Source organism: Thermostichus sp. MS-CIW-40, assembly GCF_054058315.1.
The window spans coordinates 11,555-28,982 of record NZ_JBSSAC010000035.1; the positions used below are offsets into that span (position 1 = coordinate 11,555).

Annotated in this window: 19 protein-coding genes and 3 pseudogenes; 15 read left to right on the top strand and 7 right to left on the bottom strand. The window is 58.3% G+C overall.

Annotated features, from left to right (window positions below):
- Nucleotides 1-239: 239 nt before the first annotated feature.
- The 5 genes from ACVWXF_RS10635 (at nucleotide 240) to ACVWXF_RS10655 (ending at nucleotide 5,326) form a co-directional block, all read left to right on the top strand.
- Entirely contained in the window at nucleotides 240-1,463 is a 1,224-nt protein-coding gene (locus ACVWXF_RS10635) for an ABC transporter ATP-binding protein (protein ID WP_457474364.1), read from the top strand.
- A gap of 163 nt (nucleotides 1,464-1,626) precedes the next feature.
- Complete coding sequence (locus ACVWXF_RS10640) at nucleotides 1,627-2,370, top strand: NUDIX hydrolase (protein WP_457474373.1); 744 nt, start codon at nucleotides 1,627-1,629, stop codon at nucleotides 2,368-2,370.
- Nucleotides 2,371-3,035: 665 nt separating this feature from the next.
- Complete coding sequence (gene trxA / locus ACVWXF_RS10645; RefSeq protein ID WP_011431863.1) at nucleotides 3,036-3,377, top strand: thioredoxin; 342 nt, start codon at nucleotides 3,036-3,038, stop codon at nucleotides 3,375-3,377.
- A 114-nt stretch (nucleotides 3,378-3,491) separates the two neighbouring features.
- Nucleotides 3,492-4,562 (top strand): LOG family protein, encoded by a 1,071-nt coding sequence (locus ACVWXF_RS10650; RefSeq protein WP_457474365.1) that lies wholly within the window; start codon nucleotides 3,492-3,494, stop codon nucleotides 4,560-4,562.
- A 62-nt stretch (nucleotides 4,563-4,624) separates the two neighbouring features.
- Complete coding sequence (locus ACVWXF_RS10655) at nucleotides 4,625-5,326, top strand: phosphoribosylanthranilate isomerase (RefSeq protein WP_457474366.1); 702 nt, start codon at nucleotides 4,625-4,627, stop codon at nucleotides 5,324-5,326.
- A 13-nt stretch (nucleotides 5,327-5,339) separates the two neighbouring features.
- On the opposite strand, the gene ACVWXF_RS10660 is transcribed toward ACVWXF_RS10655, so the two are convergent.
- From ACVWXF_RS10660 to rbfA, 5 genes and pseudogenes are all read right to left on the bottom strand, one after another.
- Nucleotides 5,340-5,867: a DUF4115 domain-containing protein gene (locus tag ACVWXF_RS10660; RefSeq protein ID WP_457474374.1), complete on the bottom strand. Its 528-nt coding sequence runs from the start codon at nucleotides 5,865-5,867 to the stop codon at nucleotides 5,340-5,342.
- Between the two features lie 132 nt (nucleotides 5,868-5,999).
- Nucleotides 6,000-6,212: pseudogene (locus ACVWXF_RS10665) on the bottom strand (helix-turn-helix domain-containing protein); the annotation flags it as partial.
- Nucleotides 6,213-6,277: 65 nt separating this feature from the next.
- Entirely contained in the window at nucleotides 6,278-7,126 is an 849-nt protein-coding gene (locus ACVWXF_RS10670) for a pseudouridine synthase (protein ID WP_457474367.1), read from the bottom strand.
- Between the two features lie 41 nt (nucleotides 7,127-7,167).
- Nucleotides 7,168-7,701 carry a hypothetical protein gene (locus ACVWXF_RS10675; RefSeq protein WP_457388082.1) on the bottom strand — a complete coding sequence of 178 codons (534 nt, stop codon included), beginning with the start codon at nucleotides 7,699-7,701 and terminating at the stop codon, nucleotides 7,168-7,170.
- Nucleotides 7,702-8,053: 352 nt separating this feature from the next.
- Nucleotides 8,054-8,488 carry a 30S ribosome-binding factor RbfA gene (gene rbfA / locus ACVWXF_RS10680; protein WP_414422331.1) on the bottom strand — a complete coding sequence of 145 codons (435 nt, stop codon included), beginning with the start codon at nucleotides 8,486-8,488 and terminating at the stop codon, nucleotides 8,054-8,056.
- 191 nt (nucleotides 8,489-8,679) lie between these two features.
- Between rbfA and ACVWXF_RS10685 the strand changes: the two genes are divergently transcribed.
- The 3 genes and pseudogenes from ACVWXF_RS10685 to ACVWXF_RS10695 all read left to right on the top strand — a co-directional run bounded on the left by ACVWXF_RS10685 (nucleotide 8,680) and on the right by ACVWXF_RS10695 (nucleotide 11,552).
- Nucleotides 8,680-8,895 carry a hypothetical protein gene (locus ACVWXF_RS10685; protein ID WP_238376842.1) on the top strand — a complete coding sequence of 72 codons (216 nt, stop codon included), beginning with the start codon at nucleotides 8,680-8,682 and terminating at the stop codon, nucleotides 8,893-8,895.
- 122 nt (nucleotides 8,896-9,017) lie between these two features.
- Entirely contained in the window at nucleotides 9,018-10,481 is a 1,464-nt protein-coding gene (locus ACVWXF_RS10690; protein ID WP_457474368.1) for a cryptochrome/photolyase family protein, read from the top strand.
- Between the two features lie 166 nt (nucleotides 10,482-10,647).
- Nucleotides 10,648-11,552: pseudogene (locus tag ACVWXF_RS10695) on the top strand (IS630 transposase-related protein).
- A gap of 68 nt (nucleotides 11,553-11,620) precedes the next feature.
- Here ACVWXF_RS10695 and ACVWXF_RS10700 read toward each other — a convergent pair.
- Entirely contained in the window at nucleotides 11,621-12,880 is a 1,260-nt protein-coding gene (locus ACVWXF_RS10700; protein ID WP_457474369.1) for a molybdopterin molybdotransferase MoeA, read from the bottom strand.
- 332 nt (nucleotides 12,881-13,212) lie between these two features.
- Here ACVWXF_RS10700 and ACVWXF_RS10705 point away from each other — a divergent pair, with 332 nt between their 5' ends.
- Genes ACVWXF_RS10705 through ACVWXF_RS10735 form a run of 7 tightly spaced genes read left to right on the top strand, consistent with a single transcriptional unit; the run spans nucleotide 13,213 to nucleotide 17,185 of the window.
- The gene (locus ACVWXF_RS10705; RefSeq protein WP_457444247.1) at nucleotides 13,213-13,575 is read left to right on the top strand and encodes a cation:proton antiporter subunit C; all 363 of its coding nucleotides are present in this window, start codon (nucleotides 13,213-13,215) and stop codon (nucleotides 13,573-13,575) included.
- On the top strand, nucleotides 13,568-15,040 hold the full coding sequence (locus ACVWXF_RS10710) for a cation:proton antiporter (RefSeq protein WP_457474370.1): 1,473 nt from the start codon (nucleotides 13,568-13,570) through the stop codon (nucleotides 15,038-15,040). Before ACVWXF_RS10705 ends, ACVWXF_RS10710 begins: the two co-directional genes overlap by 8 nt.
- Nucleotides 15,024-15,428 (top strand): Na+/H+ antiporter subunit E, encoded by a 405-nt coding sequence (locus ACVWXF_RS10715; RefSeq protein WP_041436089.1) that lies wholly within the window; start codon nucleotides 15,024-15,026, stop codon nucleotides 15,426-15,428. Before ACVWXF_RS10710 ends, ACVWXF_RS10715 begins: the two co-directional genes overlap by 17 nt.
- Nucleotides 15,425-15,676, top strand: coding sequence for a hypothetical protein (locus ACVWXF_RS10720; RefSeq protein WP_414417674.1), 252 nt, complete (start codon nucleotides 15,425-15,427; stop codon nucleotides 15,674-15,676). The genes ACVWXF_RS10715 and ACVWXF_RS10720 overlap by 4 nt, the downstream gene beginning before the upstream one ends.
- Before the next feature lie 19 nt (nucleotides 15,677-15,695).
- The gene (locus tag ACVWXF_RS10725; protein WP_011431879.1) at nucleotides 15,696-15,977 is read left to right on the top strand and encodes a monovalent cation/H(+) antiporter subunit G; all 282 of its coding nucleotides are present in this window, start codon (nucleotides 15,696-15,698) and stop codon (nucleotides 15,975-15,977) included.
- Nucleotides 15,978-15,986: 9 nt separating this feature from the next.
- Complete coding sequence (locus tag ACVWXF_RS10730) at nucleotides 15,987-16,508, top strand: DUF4040 domain-containing protein (protein ID WP_457388077.1); 522 nt, start codon at nucleotides 15,987-15,989, stop codon at nucleotides 16,506-16,508.
- The gene (locus ACVWXF_RS10735; protein ID WP_457474371.1) at nucleotides 16,505-17,185 is read left to right on the top strand and encodes a Na(+)/H(+) antiporter subunit B; all 681 of its coding nucleotides are present in this window, start codon (nucleotides 16,505-16,507) and stop codon (nucleotides 17,183-17,185) included. The genes ACVWXF_RS10730 and ACVWXF_RS10735 overlap by 4 nt, the downstream gene beginning before the upstream one ends.
- Here the strand turns inward: ACVWXF_RS10735 and ACVWXF_RS10740 are convergent.
- A pseudogene (locus tag ACVWXF_RS10740) lies at nucleotides 17,180-17,302 on the bottom strand (VapC toxin family PIN domain ribonuclease); the annotation flags it as partial. The gene ACVWXF_RS10735 and the pseudogene ACVWXF_RS10740 overlap by 6 nt on opposite strands.
- Nucleotides 17,303-17,428 lie beyond the last annotated feature (126 nt).

Sequence of the window (17,428 nt, forward strand, 5' to 3'; positions counted from 1 at the left end):
CAACAAGCCTCTGGCGTGCGCCACACAAGCAAGCGCCACCCAGGCCTGAGAAACTTCGTTAACTAAGTGTAACACTGATTTTCCATCGCTTCCCTTGGAATCAGGGTAGGGCGCAGAGACCTCAGCCTGTCCTGCTCAAGATCCGTCCGCTGGCTGTTGAACCTCGATCCGGCTAGGTGGGGTCTGGGAGTATGGTAGTGTGGTAAAAATAGTGAAAATCTTTTGCAACAACAACCGTCATGGCTGAGTTCTTGTTTTCTCCAAGTCCCACTGCCGTGCGCGAGGATCCCTCCTACATCCTTCAGCTCGAGGGCATCAGCAAGGGGTTTCCCGGCCAGCGGCAGTTGGTTTTGCGGGAAGTCGAGTTTCGCCTGCCCCAAGGAGACATCCTCAGCATTGTGGGCCCATCAGGTTGTGGGAAAACCACCTTATTGCGCACCATTGCCGGATTTGAGCAGCCGGATAGCGGGCGGATCCTGCTGGGGGGGCAGGTTGTGGCTGGGGAGGGGCAGTGGATCCCACCGGAGCGACGGGGAGTGGGGTTGGTGTTTCAGGATTTTGCCCTGTTTCCCCACTTGAACGTGTTGGCCAATGTGATGTTTGGCCTCCGACCCACTACCCCGTTTGCGTCGGCGGCAGGGGGTGGCAATCGCTCCTCCTCAACTGAGTTGCGAGCTGAGTTGCGAGGCGCTGCCCAACAGGCGCGGGAACGCGCTTACGAGGTGTTGCGGTTGGTGGGCCTGGAAGACTACACCCATCGTTATCCCCACGAGCTTTCGGGCGGGCAGCAGCAGCGGGTGGCTTTGGCGCGGGCTTTGGCCCCCAGGCCTAGCTTGATCCTGTTGGATGAGCCGCTGAGCAATTTGGATGTGCAGGTGCGCTACTACCTGCGGGAAGAAATCCGCAAAATCCTCAAGCAAACCCAGACCTCGGCCATTTTTGTCACCCACGACCAAGAGGAGGCTCTCTGCCTCTCCGACTGGGTGGCGGTGATGCGGGAAGGCCGTATTGAGCAATGGGGATCCCCGGAGGAGGTTTACCGGGAGCCGGCTACTCGCTTCGTGGCAGAGTTTATTACCCAGGCCAACTTTCTGCGCTGTGAGCGGCGGGAGTTGGGTTGGCAGGCTGAAGAGCTGCTGCACATCCCATTCCAGGCTTTGAGGGATCAGCCCGACCCCAGCTTGCGCTGCGCAGAGTTGATGGTTCGACAGGAGGAGTTGCATTTGCATCCTGATCCTCAGGGCGGCATTGTCATTCGGGATCGACAGTTTTTGGGGCGAGAGTACCGCTATTCCCTGATCACAGCAGCCGGCAAAGAATTGCACGCCCTAGCCCGGGAAGCCCTGCCTGTGGGCGCGCGGGTTCACATTGCTGTTGGGCAAGGTCGGCTGTTCCCCCTCGCTGAGGGGTCCTCCGTGGCTGAAAAAGAGCCAAATCGCGCAAAAAGTAAAAGTGTTGCCTGAGTCGGGGTTCTTTTGCACACCCTCGGCAACGCATCTTCCCCCCAGAACACGCAAGCCCTTGCCCCAGACAAGGCTTAGACCGGCAAGACGGTGGTTCATGCCGGCGGCTCCCTCTGGAGCGACAAACTGGGTAGGCTGTTGGTGGAGGATTCAGTGCCAAGCTATGCAGGGATCCCGCATCGTGGCAGGCCCATCGGAGAACCGGATCGCCTTGGCGGAGTTCCGGGTGGGCGTGGATGCGGTCATTTTCTCCATCGACACTGAGCAGAATCGCCTCCTGGTGCTGCTGGTGCGGCGGCGGGAGGATCCCTTCCGCGGTTGCTGGGCCCTGCCAGGAACACTGGTGCGGCGCTCAGAATCCTTGGAAGCAGCGGCTTATCGCATCTTGGCCGAGAAGATTCGTGTTAGGAACCTCTATCTGGAGCAGCTCTACACCTTTGGGGGGCCGGAACGGGATCCCCGTGAGGCCGAGGATGCCTATGGGGTGCGCTACCTGTCGGTCAGCTACTTTGCCCTGGTGCGGTTCCAGGATGCTGAATTGCTGGCAGACGGAGTGGAGGGCATTGCCTGGTATCCCGCCGACCAAATTCCCTCTTTAGCCTTTGACCACGAAGAGATTTGCCGCTATGCCCGCCGTCGCCTCTGCGCCAAGTTGGAGTACAGCCCGATTGCCTTTGACATTTTGCCCGCCACCTTCACGCTAGGGGAGGTCTATCAGCTCTACGGCACCGTTTTGGGCGAGGGGTTCTCCGACTACTCCAATTTTCGCGCCCGCCTACTGAAACTGGGTATCTTGCAAGATACCGGCCAGAAAAGTTCCCAAGGAACAGGCAGACCGGCAACCCTCTACCGTTTTGATGCGGCTGCTTTCGAGAAAATCCGTCATAAGCCAATGGTATTTGTCTAAGGGATCCCAGCTCACCAATGCTAATCCGGCCAGTCCAGCCAGATCGTTAACGTTCTCCCCACGGCTAAAGCCGGGGGATTTTTTCCATCGCTCCACGCTCCTCGCGCTTCGTTGCAATGGGCTACACGAGGGCCTATATCCTCGTGGGGGACGCCATCTCCTCAACTACTGAGATGCCAAAACACCCCAGATACTTCTACTTCACCTTTAACGCTGCACCCTTCCATAAGCGGGTGGAGCATGACTCTAGTCAATAATAAGCTCAACTATACTGAAAATAATGTATAATATGTTCAGTACGGATTACTACCAGTTGATCTTTCTGTTTACTTTCGAGTCTGCCAACATGGTAGCCAAAGCAAAGCAGAAGATTGGTAGTAAGACGACACGGAAACTGCGCTTTGGGTATTCTACTCAAAGCTTTGCGGGATACCGCCATTCTGTTTGGAAACAAACAGAATGCTATCGCTGCATAGTTGAACAGTGATGTTCAGCAGTGTTCAGCGTAAATGTATCAGCGAGTCTCCCGTCCTGTCATGAGACAGTGACTTATCCCCAGGCATGAATGCCGGGGCCTGCGACGCCGAGTTTTCGGTCAGCAGCAGCCAGAGAGCTGTGCTAAGATTAGAAACCATGATAGGTATTGTTTCAGGAGTTCTCCAAGCATGTCTGCAGCAATAGATATCGCTGATGCTACCTTTGAGGCAGAGGTGCTGCGCAGCGATATTCCGGTTTTGGTCGATTTTTGGGCACCTTGGTGTGGCCCCTGCCGGATGGTGGCTCCTGTGGTTCAGGAGATAGCTGAGCAGTATGTCGGCAAAGTTAAGGTTGTAAAAATTAATACTGACGAGAACCCTCAAACTGCCAGCCAGTACGGCATTCGCAGCATTCCCACCCTGATGTTGTTCAAGGGCGGCCAGAAGGTGGATGTGGTGGTCGGCGCCGTACCCAAGGCAACTCTAACCACGATTTTGGAAAAGCACTTCGACACACCTGCCGAAGCCTGAGGGCTATGCCTTGGGTGTTTCAGAATGTAACTTTTGGGTTCTGGATTAGAACCCAGCTGCCATTTTGTGCCGAGAACTGATTAAAGTAATTCCAGAGAACTTTAGGATCCCAGCTTGACCGATTCCGTTTCTTCCCTTCTGCAAGAAGTTTTTTCCAACGCTGAGACCCGCCTAAAGCAGTTGGAGTATCATCCCAACCGGACGGCCTGGCTGCGTATTGTGCAGTCGCTGCAGCGCATGGGATCCCTGGAGCTGAGCCGTTTGGATGCCAAGATCTTGGCGGCCACTCTTGAGGATCTGGAGCAGGGGTTTGCCGCCTTCCAAAACTATGCCCACCAACGCAAGATCACCGTTTTCGGGTCGGCACGACTGGGGCCAGAAAGTCCCGAATATCGCCAGGCCCAGTTGTTCGCCTACTGCATCAGTCAACGGGGATTCATGGTCATGACGGGGGGCGGCGGCGGCATCATGGAAGCCGGCAATCGAGGGGCAGGGCTGGAGAACTCTTTTGGGCTCAACATCCAGCTTCCCTTCGAGCAAATGGCCAATCCCGTTATTGCTGCCAGCGATCGGGTCATCAACTTCAAGTATTTCTTTTCGCGCAAGCTCTTTTTTGTTAAAGAAACCGACGCGCTGGTGCTTTTTCCCGGCGGTTTCGGCACTCAGGATGAAGCCTTTGAATGCCTAACCCTGATGCAAACCGGCAAAACCAAGCTCATGCCCTTGGTGCTGGTGGACAGAACAGGTGGCTGCTACTGGAAAGAATGGGACGAATACGTGCGGGAGCACCTGCTTGGTCGCGGCTTGATCAGCCCAGAAGATCTCTTCCTCTACACCCTAACCGACGACGTGGAAGATGCCTGTCAGCAGATTGTCGATTTTTATCGCGTCTTTCACAGCAATCGCTACGTGCGAGAGCTCCTGGTTTTGCGCTTGAACACCAGACTCTCACCGGAAGCCCTAGACATCTTAAACGAAGAGTTTGCCGATATTCTCGATTCGGGCCGGATCGAGCAAACTGGGGCCTTGCCGGAGGAAGCCGAGGAAGATATTGCCCATCTGCCACGGCTGGTGATGCACTTCAACCAGCGCAACTTTGGACGGCTATGGCAAATGGTGCGCCGGATCAACAAGCTTCACCCGGAGCACCCGGATCCCTTGCAAATGCGCCCTGAACAAAAGTAGATGTATCAGCGCTCTCAGAACCATCCAAGAACCAGCAGCCAATTGTTTTGGTGGTGCTCCCAATGGGCCGGTTGTTTGTCAAAATCTGCGGCATCACCCGTCAGGATCAGGCGGAGGCCATCGCCGCGCTGGGGGTGAGTGCCCTTGGGTTCATCGCGGTGCCCAATACCCCCCGCTATTTGCCCCTCTCGGAAATGGCTCGTTGGGTGGGATCCCTGCCCGGCCCTGTGGAAAAGGTGGGGGTCTTCCTGGATCAGGATCCCCGCGCCATCGCCTCCTGGGTGGAAACGGTGGGCCTCACGGCTGTCCAGTTGCATGGCCAAGAATCCCCGCAGGATTGTCAGCAATTGGGGAAATGGCTTCCCGGGATCCGCCGCATCAAGGCCCTGCGCGTCCGCCAGCCACAAGATCTGGAAGTGGCCAATCTCTACCGAGACTGTGTGGAGATGCTGCTTTTGGATGCTTATCACCCCCAACAGGCGGGTGGAACGGGGCGAACCCTGAATTGGCCAGAACTTGCTCGCCTTTCGCGTGAGCGGGCTCTGCCCTTGCCTTGGCTACTGGCCGGTGGGCTGAACCCGGACAATGTTCTGCAGGCGCTCAGCCACCTGCAGCCAAGCGGCATCGACCTCTCCAGTGGTGTGGAACGTCGGCCAGGCGATAAAGACATCGACAAAGTCCGGCACCTGCTGCAGCAGCTTGGCTCCCAAGGGTGGGAGATTGCTCCTGCGCTGCCGCCGATAATGCCAAGCGCAACGGGATGATAATTTTGGATCCCTACTGCAGCAACCGAATATCCGACCCCGGTTCGAACATCAGCTCTTTCACTTCCCCAAATCGGCCCATCACTCCAAGCTCCCGGTCGTTAAAGGTCACCAACACACCGCCCGCATTGCCGGTACGCAACACGATTGACTGCTCCGCTTCCCAATTCAACTCGGCCCCTGGCTGTAAGGTGGCCTCAAAAACCGTTTGCCCATCGGCGATGACCCGCAACCAGGAAGGGCGCTCCACAACGCGAATATCCAGACGCACCGGCTTGCGCCCCGCCCCCCCTGAGTGAGCTTCCAAGACCTCGGGGAAGACGCCCTGAATGCGCGTCCATTGGTCGAGGGTGGGAAACAGTTGGCGGGCCGTGGGCTGAGCTGCCGACAGAGTGGGATCCGGGGAGTTGGCAGCAGGCGGTTGCTGGCCGGAGCCTTCCCGGCCAACTGTTGGCAGGCTCACCAGCCAACGCCCAAAAGGATTGCCTGTGCCCTCCAAAAGAGCTGATAATCCCCCCACCGTCAGCACAATCAGCACCACATAAGCGGCCCAAAGGTGGAGAGGGCGCAGGGCAAAGGCAGGTTGCTGGCCGACAACGGCAAGAGGAGCTGGCGCGCGGGGGGTTTTGGCCGATAAAAGCGGAGAGGCACGCCGAGAGAGGGTTTCGCCATCCAACCCCAAATAGTCGGCATAGCGCTTGAGAAACCCTTGCACATACACCGGCTCCGGTAACCGGCTCAAGTCAGCTTCCTCCAGCGCCTGCAGATATTGGCAGCGAATGAAGGTATCGTTAGCTACTTCTGTCAACGTCAGTCCCCGTGCCTCCCGTGTTTGCCGCAACAGGGATCCCAGGGCTTCTAAAGAGTGTGCTGGCTCTTGCATCATTTGGCCACCTGCGGAAGAAAGGAGGCTACTGTGAGAGTTTGCACTCAGTTAGAGGCTCTGACGAGCTAATCGCGTGAGCGGGCCGGAGGCCTTAGAGGGCGCTTCCCGATCGCGTAAGCGGGACGGAGTCCTTGCGAGGATGAGCTGCTGTGCCCGGTGAGAGGGGCCAGCAAAGCTTGGAGCTCATGGGGATCCAACTGGCGGAACTGGCCTGCTTTCAGGTTGCCCAAGCCCAGTGGGCCAATGGCTTCCCGATGTAAGCTGAGCACCGGATGCCCAAGACGCTCCGCCACCCGCCGAATTTGCCGGTTGCGTCCCTCAAACAACACCACCCTCAGCCAGGAGCAATTGGGATGCTCCCTTTGCCGGAAATCCGGGGCAGGACAAAACTCCACCTCCGCCGGCAGAGTGGTGTACCCCTCTAAGTCTACTCCGTCTCGCCAATGTTGCAGAGTGGCCTGACTCGGATGCCCTTGTACCTGTACCCGGTAGGTTTTGGGCAGATGATAGCGCGGATGGGTCAGCTTCAAGGTCAAGTCGCCATCATTGGTGAGCAGCAAAGCGCCACTGCTGTCCGCATCCAGCCGGCCCACCGGGTAGAGGCGGGTTTGCCGTTTCCAGAGTGGGGGGAGCAGATCCAACACCGTCTTGCGTCCCCAAGGATCTGCACAGGTTGACAAAACCCCCACCGGCTTGTGCAGGAGCAAAACATGGCGCGCCGGATCCTTGGCCAAAGGGATCACCTGACCATCCACCTCGATGCAATCCCGCTCTGGGTCGGCTTTGGAGCCCAGCTCAGTGACCACCTTCCCATTGACCCGAACGCGCCCGGCCAGGATCCAGGCTTCCACCTGGCGACGCGAGGCCAATCCCTGCTGAGCCAAGAGCTTCTGTAGCCGTTGGGGTTCTGCCATGGGGATTTGAACAGCAAAAGCAGCAACCGAAGCTGGGGGTGCTAGGCGGCAGAGCCTGGGGCCTCCGGCCCGCTTACGTGAACGGGGTTGGAGAGCCGGTCGGACAAATCAGCAGAATTGGAGGGCAACAGCAGCATCTCCGACTGAGACTCTGAGTTTCCTCCTAGAGAATAGCTGAGGCCACAGTCGAACTCTTCTGCCAGCCGACAGACTTCCTTGAGATCTCCCACCGACCAAATGCTCCAACTGCTGCGAATTTGGTTATCCACCCACACTTCCACGCGGTTGCCTTCGATGTGAAGGATGCGCTTGGGCTGGGCTTCTGAAGGGCAGCCTGCAGGCTCGGCCAAGACCTCCGGCCCGCTCACGCGAAGGGAAGATTTTTGCCTCAAGGCCCCCAGAGCCGCCATGAGCTGCGGCAGAGCCAGCAAAAGGTGCTGAGTGGCCTGTTGGGGTTGCCCTTTCAAGCAGGAAACCAAAGCTTCGGCAACACTCTGGTTTAGGGCCTGCAGAGCTTGGAGTGGAGTAGCACCCCCTAGAGAGGGATCCGGTTGCAGTGGGCTTTGAACATCCATGAAAAGGCAGGAAAGGCATGGACAGCAACCTTACAGCCCTTTCGCAGGTTGACCACAACAACGCCGCTGCCCATTGGAGCAGAGCGCTCTGGTTTGCGCAAGCGTGCCGCAGACATGGAGTCCTGTACGGATAGACGATCGGGGGAAGGGCTGTATAGCTCCCTTAAGCCTAACAAATCCAAAAACTTCAGGGCCTCCGGCCCGCTTACGCGAACGTCAAAAACTTTTCTTGGATGTTGTCCGCATTGCTGCAAAGCAAAGGCCCCTCTATCTAGTGGCCATCAAGGCAGATCCTTTGCTCTCTCGTGCAAAGCAGGCTGAGCTCCAGCGCGGATCCCTCGAAATGGTGCAACTATTCGCCGCTCGATTCGTTTTCTTCGCCCTCGGCGGTGTTCTCTAGCGGTTCCTCAACCCCAGTCTGGGCCTTGGCCTCAAAGGTCGGTCTCAGTTGGTTGAGCAGGGCCAAAACGCGGGATCCCCGCTCCAAAGAGCGATCCTGCAAAAACACCACCGTTGGCACCCGTCGCAGGCTGAGGCGCTGGCCGATTTCCCGCCGCACAAAGGGTGTGGCCGCTGCTAGCCCTTCCATAGCTCGGTGTTGAGCTGTCTCATCCCCATAAATGCTGACGAAGATGCGGGCGTTTTGCAGGTCATTGGAAACCTCGACATCCACAATGCTGACCATCCCTGCCCCAACCCGGTCATCTTTGATCTCCGAGAGCAGGATTTGGCTGACCTCTCGTTTGATCAGCTCTGCTACCCGTGCCACCCGTCGCGCTGTCGCCATTTTTGGATACCTAGGCTAACATCATCCGCAAGCCTGCTCTGGCTGGTGTGGAGCTCAGCCCTTGCCGGCTCGATCCCAAGAACAGTAGCCAATGCTACGAGCATCTCTTCCTTCCACCTTTATCCTGAGTCCATGTCCATCTTGCCTTGAGTATGAATACCTAAAGCCATCGATGGATGGATGGAGACGTGATGATCAAGACGCCAGAGGCGCTGCGGCGCTCCATTGAGCAGTTTATGCTGAATGTGACGGAGCCGCTTGACCCGTTGCTTTCCCTGAAGCTGACTCAGCTGGTGGTGATGTTGGGGGATACAGCTTACGCGATGGGATACAGCGATGGCCAGCAAAAGCCAGAGGAGCGCTGCCGCTATTGTCCCAGTCGGGTGTTCGACAGTCTAGAGCTTTGATAGGGTTCTTCAAGGTTCTTTAGAATGTAGCTTCTGGCCGCCCCGGCTCCCAGCCTTGGGGGGGGTGAGTTGAAAGAGGCGGTGGCAACCGGCCAAGATGGGATCCCATTGCTTGGCAGCCTATGACTTCCCCCGTTTTGCTTTGGCATCGTCGCGATCTGCGGTTAGGGGACAACACAGCTCTTCATGAGGCAGCCCAGCGCAGCTCTCAGGTGGTGCCTGTCTTCATTTTCGACCCGCAGATGCTGAGACGGTCGGACATGGCCCCAGCTAGGGTGGCCTTTTTGCTCCAGGCTCTGCAAGAGCTCCAAGAGCGCTACGCCCAGATGGGGATCCCACTGATCTGGCGGCTGGGGGATCCCTCGGTGGAGTTGCGGTGCTTGGCCATAGACCTGGGAGCCAGGGCCGTGTTTTGGAATGCCGATGGGGAGCCGTTCGCCCTACAGCAAGAGAGTCGAGTGCAGGCCAGTTTGGCCGCAGCCGGGATCCAGTCCTTCTCCTACCAAGATATGCTGCTGCACGGGCCGGGGGAAGTGTTGACCCAGGCGGGGGAGCCCTATTCGGTCTTCACTCCCTTCTGGCGCAGGTGGGCGAGCTTGCCCAAGCGGGATCCCTACCCGATTCCCAAAGGGCTACAACCGGTGTCCGGTCTGAAGGCGCAGCCTCTGCCCACTTTGGCAGATTTGGGCTTTGTCTGCGACCAGCGGATCCCGGCAGCGGGGGAAGCAGCGGCTCAAGCCCTTTTGGAAGACTTTTGTCAGGGTTTGCGCATTTTGGACTACGAGCGAGCCCGCAACTTCCCGGCTGAGCCGGGCACTTCTCTACTGAGCCCCCACTTGTGCTGGGGAACGATCGGCATTCGCCAGGTGTGGCAAGCCACGCGGGAGGTGGAAGCCGAGGTGCGCAGCCAAGAGGCCGAAAGCAGCTTGCAAACTTGGCGGCAGGAGCTGTGCTGGCGAGAGTTTTACAAGCATGTCTTGGCCCACTGGCCCCACGTGGAAACCGGAGCCTATCGACGAGCCTTCGACGCCCTGGAGTGGGACAATCGGCAGGACTGGTTTCAGGCCTGGTGCACCGGTCAGACGGGCTACCCCATCGTGGATGCGGCCATGCGCCAACTGAACGAAACTGGCTGGATGCACAACCGCTGCCGCATGATTGTAGCCAGCTTTTTAACCAAGGATCTGCTTATCGATTGGCGCTGGGGGGAACGTTACTTTATGCAAAAGCTGGTGGATGGGGATCTGGCGGCCAATAACGGCGGTTGGCAGTGGAGCGCCAGTGTGGGCACGGATCCCAAGCCCCTGCGCATTTTCAACCCGGCCACGCAAGCGGCCCGCTATGACCCGGAAGGAGAGTACATCCGCCGCTATCTGCCGGAGCTGGCAGGGCTGGATACGCCTGCTCTGCTGTGGGTGGGGGATGACCCCAAGGGAGCCTGGGCTTTGCGGGAACGGCGAAGCTGTGGCTATCCGGATCCCATCGTGGATCACAAGGTGCAGCAGCAGGCGTTCAAACGGCGCTACCAGGCGGTGCAGCAGGCCTACTCTAGGTCTGTTCGAGACGGTCTCCCCCCTCCTTCCTAGTCCTCTGTGCCGCTGCCCCCTCTCTCGACGACGGCAGACAAAAGGCAAGACAGGTGCCATTTGAAATGACCACAAAGCAGGTCTGTGTAGTTGTAGTCAATTCAGTTGACAATGAGACGGTGTTAAAGGCAAGATGACGTGGGGGTAGACCTCAGGAGGAAGCTTCATGACCTATAGCTTAGACCTGAGAGAGAGAGTCGTAGGGTATGTCCAGGAAGGGGGCAGCCCCACTGCAGCTGCACAGATGTACAAAGTCAGTCGTGCAACGGTTTATCGCTGGCTGAACCGAGAAGACCTGAGGCCGACAAAAGTCAAGACTCGGAAGCGAAAGATAGACTTGGTCGCTCTGCAGCAAGACGTAGAACAGTACCCAGAAGCTCGACTGAAGGATAGAGCCCAGAGGTTTGGCGTCCATCCCAGCGCTATTTACTATGCTCTTAGGAAGATGAAAACAACGCGAAAAAAAAGAGTTAAGGCACCGAGAGCGGGATTGGCAAGAGAGAATCCAAGAGAGAATCAACGACTCTAGGGTCTTGAGGGAGTTGGTTCAGAAGTATGGAAGTGAGAGTTTAGCTTACAATGGGCTCTGCACCGCTGACGCGAATGATGAGAGAATGACGAGACAGGGTTTGGGGAGATACGCACCTGTTTTATGCTTGGCCAAAGAGAGGGGAGAAAGTTTATGGGAAGAGAGAGAGCTGAGTAGCCGGTAGGAGGAAGGAGAGAGGGGGTTTGATAGCCCCGACGCTTTTTCAAGTAGCTCGAATGCGGAAGAATTTGAGGGACACTAAATGCCGAGTTTGGAGAGGACATCTGTATTGACTCTGGGCAATGGGCCGATTCAAAGGCCTAGGGCCTGCTCGGCGAACGGAAGGGAAGGATAAAGGATTTGATGAAAGCGGCAGGGCAGGAGGTGGTTTTTTGCTGAGGCCCTCGCCAAACTTGAATGAGATTGAGGGTGACTTTAGTGCTCTCAAGAGGGCAAGGATGCATGCTGATAGAGGAACTTCTGTGGATGAAGTGATAAGGCCTGCGGTCCGCTGTTGCAGACGGAACTGTTGTACTGGCTAGCGTCTCATTGTTATTTGGATTGACTATGGCGGCTATTCCAGCAGCAGCGAGAGGAGGGCTAGGGATCTTCAGGGCAGTTGCAGCACCTGAACGGGCGAACCAGCAGGGATCTGGGTTGTCCCTACTGGCAGCACAGCCAAGGCATTACAGCCGGCCAGACTGATGAGATTGCCGGAATTGAGGTTGGCGGCGGGCTGAAATTGGATCCCCTCAGGCCTGACCTGCAGCCGTCCCCAGAGATAGTGTTCCCGCTGACCGTCGGCATGCAGATCCACCGGGCTGAAGGCGGAGAGGATCTGCCAGTAGGGGGGCAGGGATCCGCCCATTTTTCGCAGGGCCGGGTGCAAAAAGCGCCAGAAGGTCACCAGGGCAGAGGCAGGGTTGCCCGGCAGGCCAAAGTAGAGCTTGGGGGGGCCGTGGGGATTGGGAAAACGAGCCACCGTCAGGGGTTTGCCCGGCTTGATGGCCACGCTGCGGATGAAAATCTCGCCTCCCAACTCCTCCAGCACCTTTTCCACCAGGTCAAAATCCCCCACCGATACCCCTCCGGAAGAGATCACCCCATCGGCGGAGGCCAGGGCCTGCTGGACGACCTGCCGCAACACCTGGAGCCGATCCGGCACGATGCCCAACTGGATCGGGATCCCACCCGCTGCCTTGACCAGAGCCGCCAGGCCGTACTGGTTGGAATCCACAACCTGCCCCGGCTCCGGCACCTGCTGGATGGGCACTAGCTCATCCCCTGTCGAGAACAGGGCTACCCGGGGCTGACGAAACACCGGCACCATCGCCTGTCGGATGGCGGCCAAAACGGCTAGCTCCGCTCCGCCCAAAGCCTGCCCTGCCGGCAGGAGGGGATCCCCCTGGCGGGCAAAGTCTCCCTGAGGCCGGACAAATTGGCCCCGCTGCGGACGCTGCAAGAGGCGAACGGTTCCTGGCGAAGGTTGCTGCGTGTATTCCTGCATCACCACGGTGTCCGCACCGCTGGGCAAGAGGGAGCCGGTGTAGAGACGCACCGCTTGTCCAGGCTGGAGCTCTCGGGTGGGTGCCTTTCCGGCGGGGAGAGTCTCAATCACCTGCAGCTCACAAGGGATCCCCGCTTGCACATCTTCATGGCGCACGGCATAGCCATCCATACTGGAGGTGGGATGGGCCGGAAAATCCTGGGGGCTATACACAGTTTGGCTGAGAACGCGGCCTTGGGCGGATCCCAGCTCCACCCACTCTGTGCCCAGCGGCTGAGCCGCCTGCAAAATCAGGGCTTCTGCTTCCGCCACCGGCAGCATCACGGCTTTTAAACCCCCTTCTCCAACACCTTTCTTCAGCATCCAGAAGTCGGTTCCGCCAAGGCCATTAAATTACAACTTAAACTGCGAACAGCAGCCATGAATTCCGACCTTGGCATGAGAGGTGTATGACCAGGATCCCACCAAGCCCCAGAGCTGGCAAGAAGTCGCAGCAAGTTGCCCATTGGGAGCTGCAACTCTTTCTACTTCGGGATCCCGGTCTTGCTGGGGAGATGGGGATCCCGGCAGCGTTGCAGCCGGCCACAGGCTATCTGGCTGCTGTGACTGCGGAAGCTGGATACTGGTCACGTAGCGGGCGTAGCCTTAGAACGACTGAGCGACCAGATAGCTCGAGCGCAGCAAGCGAGGTGTCTATGTTAAATGCCGCCGTCATCCTCACGATCTTCCTTGGCTTCTGGGGAGTCGTGGTCAAGCGCAACCTCATTATGAAGATCCTATCTATGGATGTTATGAGCACCGGGGTCATCGCCTTCTTCGTGATCTGGGCAGCCCGGAGCGGTGTGTTCACCCCCATCTACAAACCCTGGCGCGAGCTGGACTATGCCGACCCGGTGCCTCAGGGGATCATCCTCACGGCCATCGTCATCGGCCTATCGGTACAAGCCTTGATGTTGGTGGGGGTGATGAAGCTCTCCCGCAATCATCCCACCCTCGAAGTCGAGAGCATCGAACAGGCACTCGCGTCAGGGGCGCAGAGCACTTCTACCGATGACTGAGCTGACGCTGGTATGGGTGGCGCTGCCCTTTCTGCTGGCCTTCACAACCTACTTGATGCCAGCCCTAACCCGTCCCAGCCTGGTGGGGATGGCTGCGCTGACGGTGGTCTATGCGGTGCAGCAGGGGGGCTTGCCCGGCACAACCGCCACACCCCTGGAGCTACAGCTTTTGGATCACTTCGGGGTGACGCTGCGGATCGATGCCAATGGAGCAGCGATGCTCTTGGCTCACGGCCTGGTCACGCTGGGGGTGGCGCTGTATTTGGATAGACGCTTTGCGGGCAGCCGCTTTCTGGCCATGCAGTTGCTGATCGTCCACGGTAGCGCCAATGCTGTCGTCATCAGTGCCGACCTGATCAGCGTCTACGTTTCCCTGGAGGTGCTCAGCATCGGCGTGTTTTTGCTGCTGACCTATGGGCGGCGGGCTGAGGGCCAACCCACAGTGGAAGAAAATGCTCCGCACCGCGATCGCCAGCTCTGGGTGGGGCTGCGCTACCTTTTCATGAGCAATGTGGCCATGCTCTTCTACCTGATGGGCGCAATCCTGGTCTATGTGCGCACGGGATCCCTGGCGATGAGCAGTTTGGCTATGGCCGACCCCACGGCCTTGGCGCTGATTGCTGTGGGTCTTTTGGCCAAGGGGGCGATCTTCGTTGCCGGCCTGTGGCTGCCCCTCACCTACGTTACCGCGGATCCCGTTGTTGCGGCGGTGCTCAGCGGTTTTACGACCAAAGCAGGAGCCATGGCTTTGGTGCGCTGCAGCCAGGCTTCGCCGGTCTTGGCCCAGGGGTTGCCCTACTTGAGCGCTGGTTCAGCCGTTTTCGGGATCCTACTGGCCCTGATGGCGAGCACGCCCCAGCACCTTCTCGCCTGGAGCTCGGTATCGCAGATGGGATTTGTGATTGCTGCCCCTCAATGGGCAGGTTTGTACGGTCTTGCCCATGGGTTGGCAAAGCCCTTGCTGTTTGTTGGAACAAGCGTGACCCATCCCTGGCGTTGGCCGATGCTGCTCTTGGGGACGGCTTCCCTGGCAGGGGTACCCGGCAGTTTGGGGTATGCGGCCAAGGCCCTCAGCTTGTCTGCTCTGGATCCCTGGCACGAGTGGCTGTTGGTGGGGGTTACCGTCGGCACCACGTGTTTAGGCGTGCGAGTGCTGCGGGCACCTGCTTCTCCCATGAAGGGGGACGCCACCTCTGCAACTACTTGGCAAGATAAAGTGGCACTGGTGCTTTGGGGTGGGGGCTTGCTCTGGGGCTGGCTACCGGCGGCCTATGGCGCTGACAATCTTCTCAAGGCGCTCCTCAGTTTGGGCGTTGGGATCCCCCTAGGCTGGTTTTGGGAGCGGATCCCTTTGAAGGGAGGGTCGGTGAACGAAGGGCTGGAAGCAGTGGTGGGCGGCTTGAGCATAGTGTTGGTGCTGGTTTGGGCTCTGTTAGCTGTGGGGAACTATGGGACGCTACCCTGAGTTGGGTCTATTGGAGATCGGCCTGCGCCTCTTGATTTGGTTTCTGCTGACGGGCAATCTGAGCTGGGACAATGTGGCCATCGGGGTGGCGGCAACGTTGCTGCTGCCGCGCCAGGCTTCCGCACCGGTGCAATGGCGGGATTGGGGGCGAGTGCTCCAGGAAATTCTTCTCGCCATCCCAAGAGCCTACTGGGAAGCCTTCGAGATGATCCTCAAGCCCCACACTGTTGAGGAAGTTGTATACAAACAAACCCTGCCCAACCGTTCAGCAGGGCTGGTGTTTCTGGATATCTTTTTAATTACCTTCACGCCCAAAACCATCGTGCTCAATTGCAATGCCCAAGGCACTTATGAAGTCCATGTGCTCAAGCCGCGGGAGGACGTGTGAACCTACTGCTGTTTCTCCTGACCCTAACGCTGTGCTTGCCCCTGTATGCCGCTTGGCTGAAGGAAGATATTTGGCAGACGATGCTCGCCTTTGCCAGCTTGGCCACAAAGACGGCCATCCTGATTTTGGTGGTGTCGGTGGTGCGGGATGATTGGATGATCGGAATTGTGGGGGTTTTGGTTTTGTCGGTGGGCAATGCGGCCTTAATGCTCTTGGCCCATGTACTGAAGCGGCTGGAAATGCTTTAGAAAGGCCCTGGGGGTAGGTATGGAAGTCTGGGTGGAAGGTCTGAGCTATCTGTTGTTTGGGATTGGTGTGCTGTTTTGGCTGTGGGGAACGGCGCCGCTCCTTGGGGATCGCTCGATTTTATTTAAGCTGCACGGCCTTTCGGTGTCGGACACCCTGGGCTCTATGAGCATCATGCTGGGGCTGCTGTTGCGGATCCCACGGGAATGGCCCCTGTTGGTGTTGGCACTGATCTCCCTGGCTATTTGGAATACCATTCTGGGCTATGTGCTGGCGTTTTGCTCGCAGCGCAAGTCCCTATAGGAGGGCAGGATGGAAGAGACCCTGTTGCTGGTGATGGCGTTACTCCTGCCCCTGACGGCAAGCTTGGTGGTGACTCAGACCAATCCCTACCACGCCTTGGTAATGCGAGGGATCCTGGGGACGATTGCCGCCCTGATCTATGCGCTGTTTGGGGCGGCGGATGTGGCCCTGACCGAGGCACTGGTGGGCACCATGCTTTCTATTACCCTCTACGCCATTGCGGTGCGTTCTTCGCTGAGCATGCGCCTGGGCGTTCTCGAAGGCAGCCCTGTGCTGGAGGCCAGTACCTCAGCAGCACGGCAGTTGTTACAGCAGATGCGCCAAGGGCTACAGCGGTACCACATGCGCTTGGAGTTGACCGCCTATGGGAGTTCAGAGGCGTTGGTGGCTGCTCTTCGCAGCCGGGAGGTACACACCATTGCCCTTGAGCCCGGTGGAGAAGCAGCAGAGTATCGCTTGGTCACGCGCGTACCCCGCCTGCAGGCCATTTTGGCGCAGCAAGCTCTGGCCGCTGAGGTGATGGCGACATGAAGTGGGTGTACGGGATAGCGGTGTTGCTGGCAGCCCTACAGCTCATCGTGGGCGAGGTGGGATCCGTGTCCCCCAATCCCACAGCGGGCGTGGCCTTAGTCGAGGCGGTGGAGATTCTGGCCACCGAAAGCGGTGTGCCCAACGCGGTGACGGGTCTCATTCTGCGCAACCGCCTCTACGATACGGTCTTTGAAGTGGTGGTGTTTTCCACGGCTATTTTGGGCGCCCAATACCTGCTGGCGGATGAGCAGCCGACGGCCAATGTAGCTCAATTTACCGATATTCCCTCGATTGTGTTGGCGCGAGTGGGGGCCACCATTTCGGCTTTGATTGCGGTGGAGCTGGCCATTCGAGGGCACCTGACGCCGGGCGGGGGCTTTGCTGCCGGGGTGGCGGGGGGGACGGCCATTGGCTTGGTGGCGATCACCGCCTCTTCCGCCTGGATGGAGGCCATCTACAAACGGTGGCGGGCTGCGATGTGGGAGAAGCTGTCGGTGGTGGCGTTTATCGGGGTGGCTGTGATGGCTCTGGCCGGCTGGGAATTGCCCAGAGGGGAGTTGGGAGCTCTGTTTAGCGGCGGTTGGATCCCGATTCTCAATATTCTGGTGGCGATCAAAGTGGCGCTGGGATCCTGGGCGGCAGTTTTGATCTTTATTCGCTACCGCGGCTTGTTATGAGGGTCTAAATGGGTTAATGAGAGGTACCCCTGTCCCGGCAAAATCACGGACATTGCGAGTAACCAGGGTAAGTCCGTAAACCAAGGCTGTAGCAGCCAGTTGTTTGTCAATCGCATTTTGAGAGTAAACTACCCGACACCCGCGCTACGCGCAGGGTGCGGGCTTTATCCCAATCCCTAGCGGCCCCAGAGGACAGCTAAGTTTCGGAATTTCAGGCGAGTTTACAGTCGCCCCAAGGAGAGA

Excerpts from the sequence above, each read along its gene's own strand:
- ACVWXF_RS10700 (WP_457474369.1), bottom strand. The coding sequence starts at position 12,880 with ATGCTGAAGAAAGGTGTTGGAGAAGGGGGTTTAAAAGCCGTGATGCTG.
- ACVWXF_RS10640 (WP_457474373.1), top strand. The coding sequence starts at position 1,627 with ATGCAGGGATCCCGCATCGTGGCAGGCCCATCGGAGAACCGGATCGCC.
- ACVWXF_RS10725 (WP_011431879.1), top strand. The coding sequence starts at position 15,696 with ATGGAAGTCTGGGTGGAAGGTCTGAGCTATCTGTTGTTTGGGATTGGT.
- ACVWXF_RS10655 (WP_457474366.1), top strand. The coding sequence starts at position 4,625 with ATGGGCCGGTTGTTTGTCAAAATCTGCGGCATCACCCGTCAGGATCAG.
- ACVWXF_RS10735 (WP_457474371.1), top strand. The coding sequence starts at position 16,505 with ATGAAGTGGGTGTACGGGATAGCGGTGTTGCTGGCAGCCCTACAGCTC.
- ACVWXF_RS10675 (WP_457388082.1), bottom strand. The coding sequence starts at position 7,701 with ATGGATGTTCAAAGCCCACTGCAACCGGATCCCTCTCTAGGGGGTGCT.
- trxA (WP_011431863.1), top strand. The coding sequence starts at position 3,036 with ATGTCTGCAGCAATAGATATCGCTGATGCTACCTTTGAGGCAGAGGTG.
- ACVWXF_RS10710 (WP_457474370.1), top strand. The coding sequence starts at position 13,568 with ATGACTGAGCTGACGCTGGTATGGGTGGCGCTGCCCTTTCTGCTGGCC.
- ACVWXF_RS10690 (WP_457474368.1), top strand. The coding sequence starts at position 9,018 with ATGACTTCCCCCGTTTTGCTTTGGCATCGTCGCGATCTGCGGTTAGGG.
- ACVWXF_RS10705 (WP_457444247.1), top strand. The coding sequence starts at position 13,213 with ATGTTAAATGCCGCCGTCATCCTCACGATCTTCCTTGGCTTCTGGGGA.
- ACVWXF_RS10685 (WP_238376842.1), top strand. The coding sequence starts at position 8,680 with ATGATCAAGACGCCAGAGGCGCTGCGGCGCTCCATTGAGCAGTTTATG.
- ACVWXF_RS10715 (WP_041436089.1), top strand. The coding sequence starts at position 15,024 with ATGGGACGCTACCCTGAGTTGGGTCTATTGGAGATCGGCCTGCGCCTC.
- ACVWXF_RS10635 (WP_457474364.1), top strand. The coding sequence starts at position 240 with ATGGCTGAGTTCTTGTTTTCTCCAAGTCCCACTGCCGTGCGCGAGGAT.
- rbfA (WP_414422331.1), bottom strand. The coding sequence starts at position 8,488 with ATGGCGACAGCGCGACGGGTGGCACGGGTAGCAGAGCTGATCAAACGA.
- ACVWXF_RS10730 (WP_457388077.1), top strand. The coding sequence starts at position 15,987 with ATGGAAGAGACCCTGTTGCTGGTGATGGCGTTACTCCTGCCCCTGACG.
- ACVWXF_RS10670 (WP_457474367.1), bottom strand. The coding sequence starts at position 7,126 with ATGGCAGAACCCCAACGGCTACAGAAGCTCTTGGCTCAGCAGGGATTG.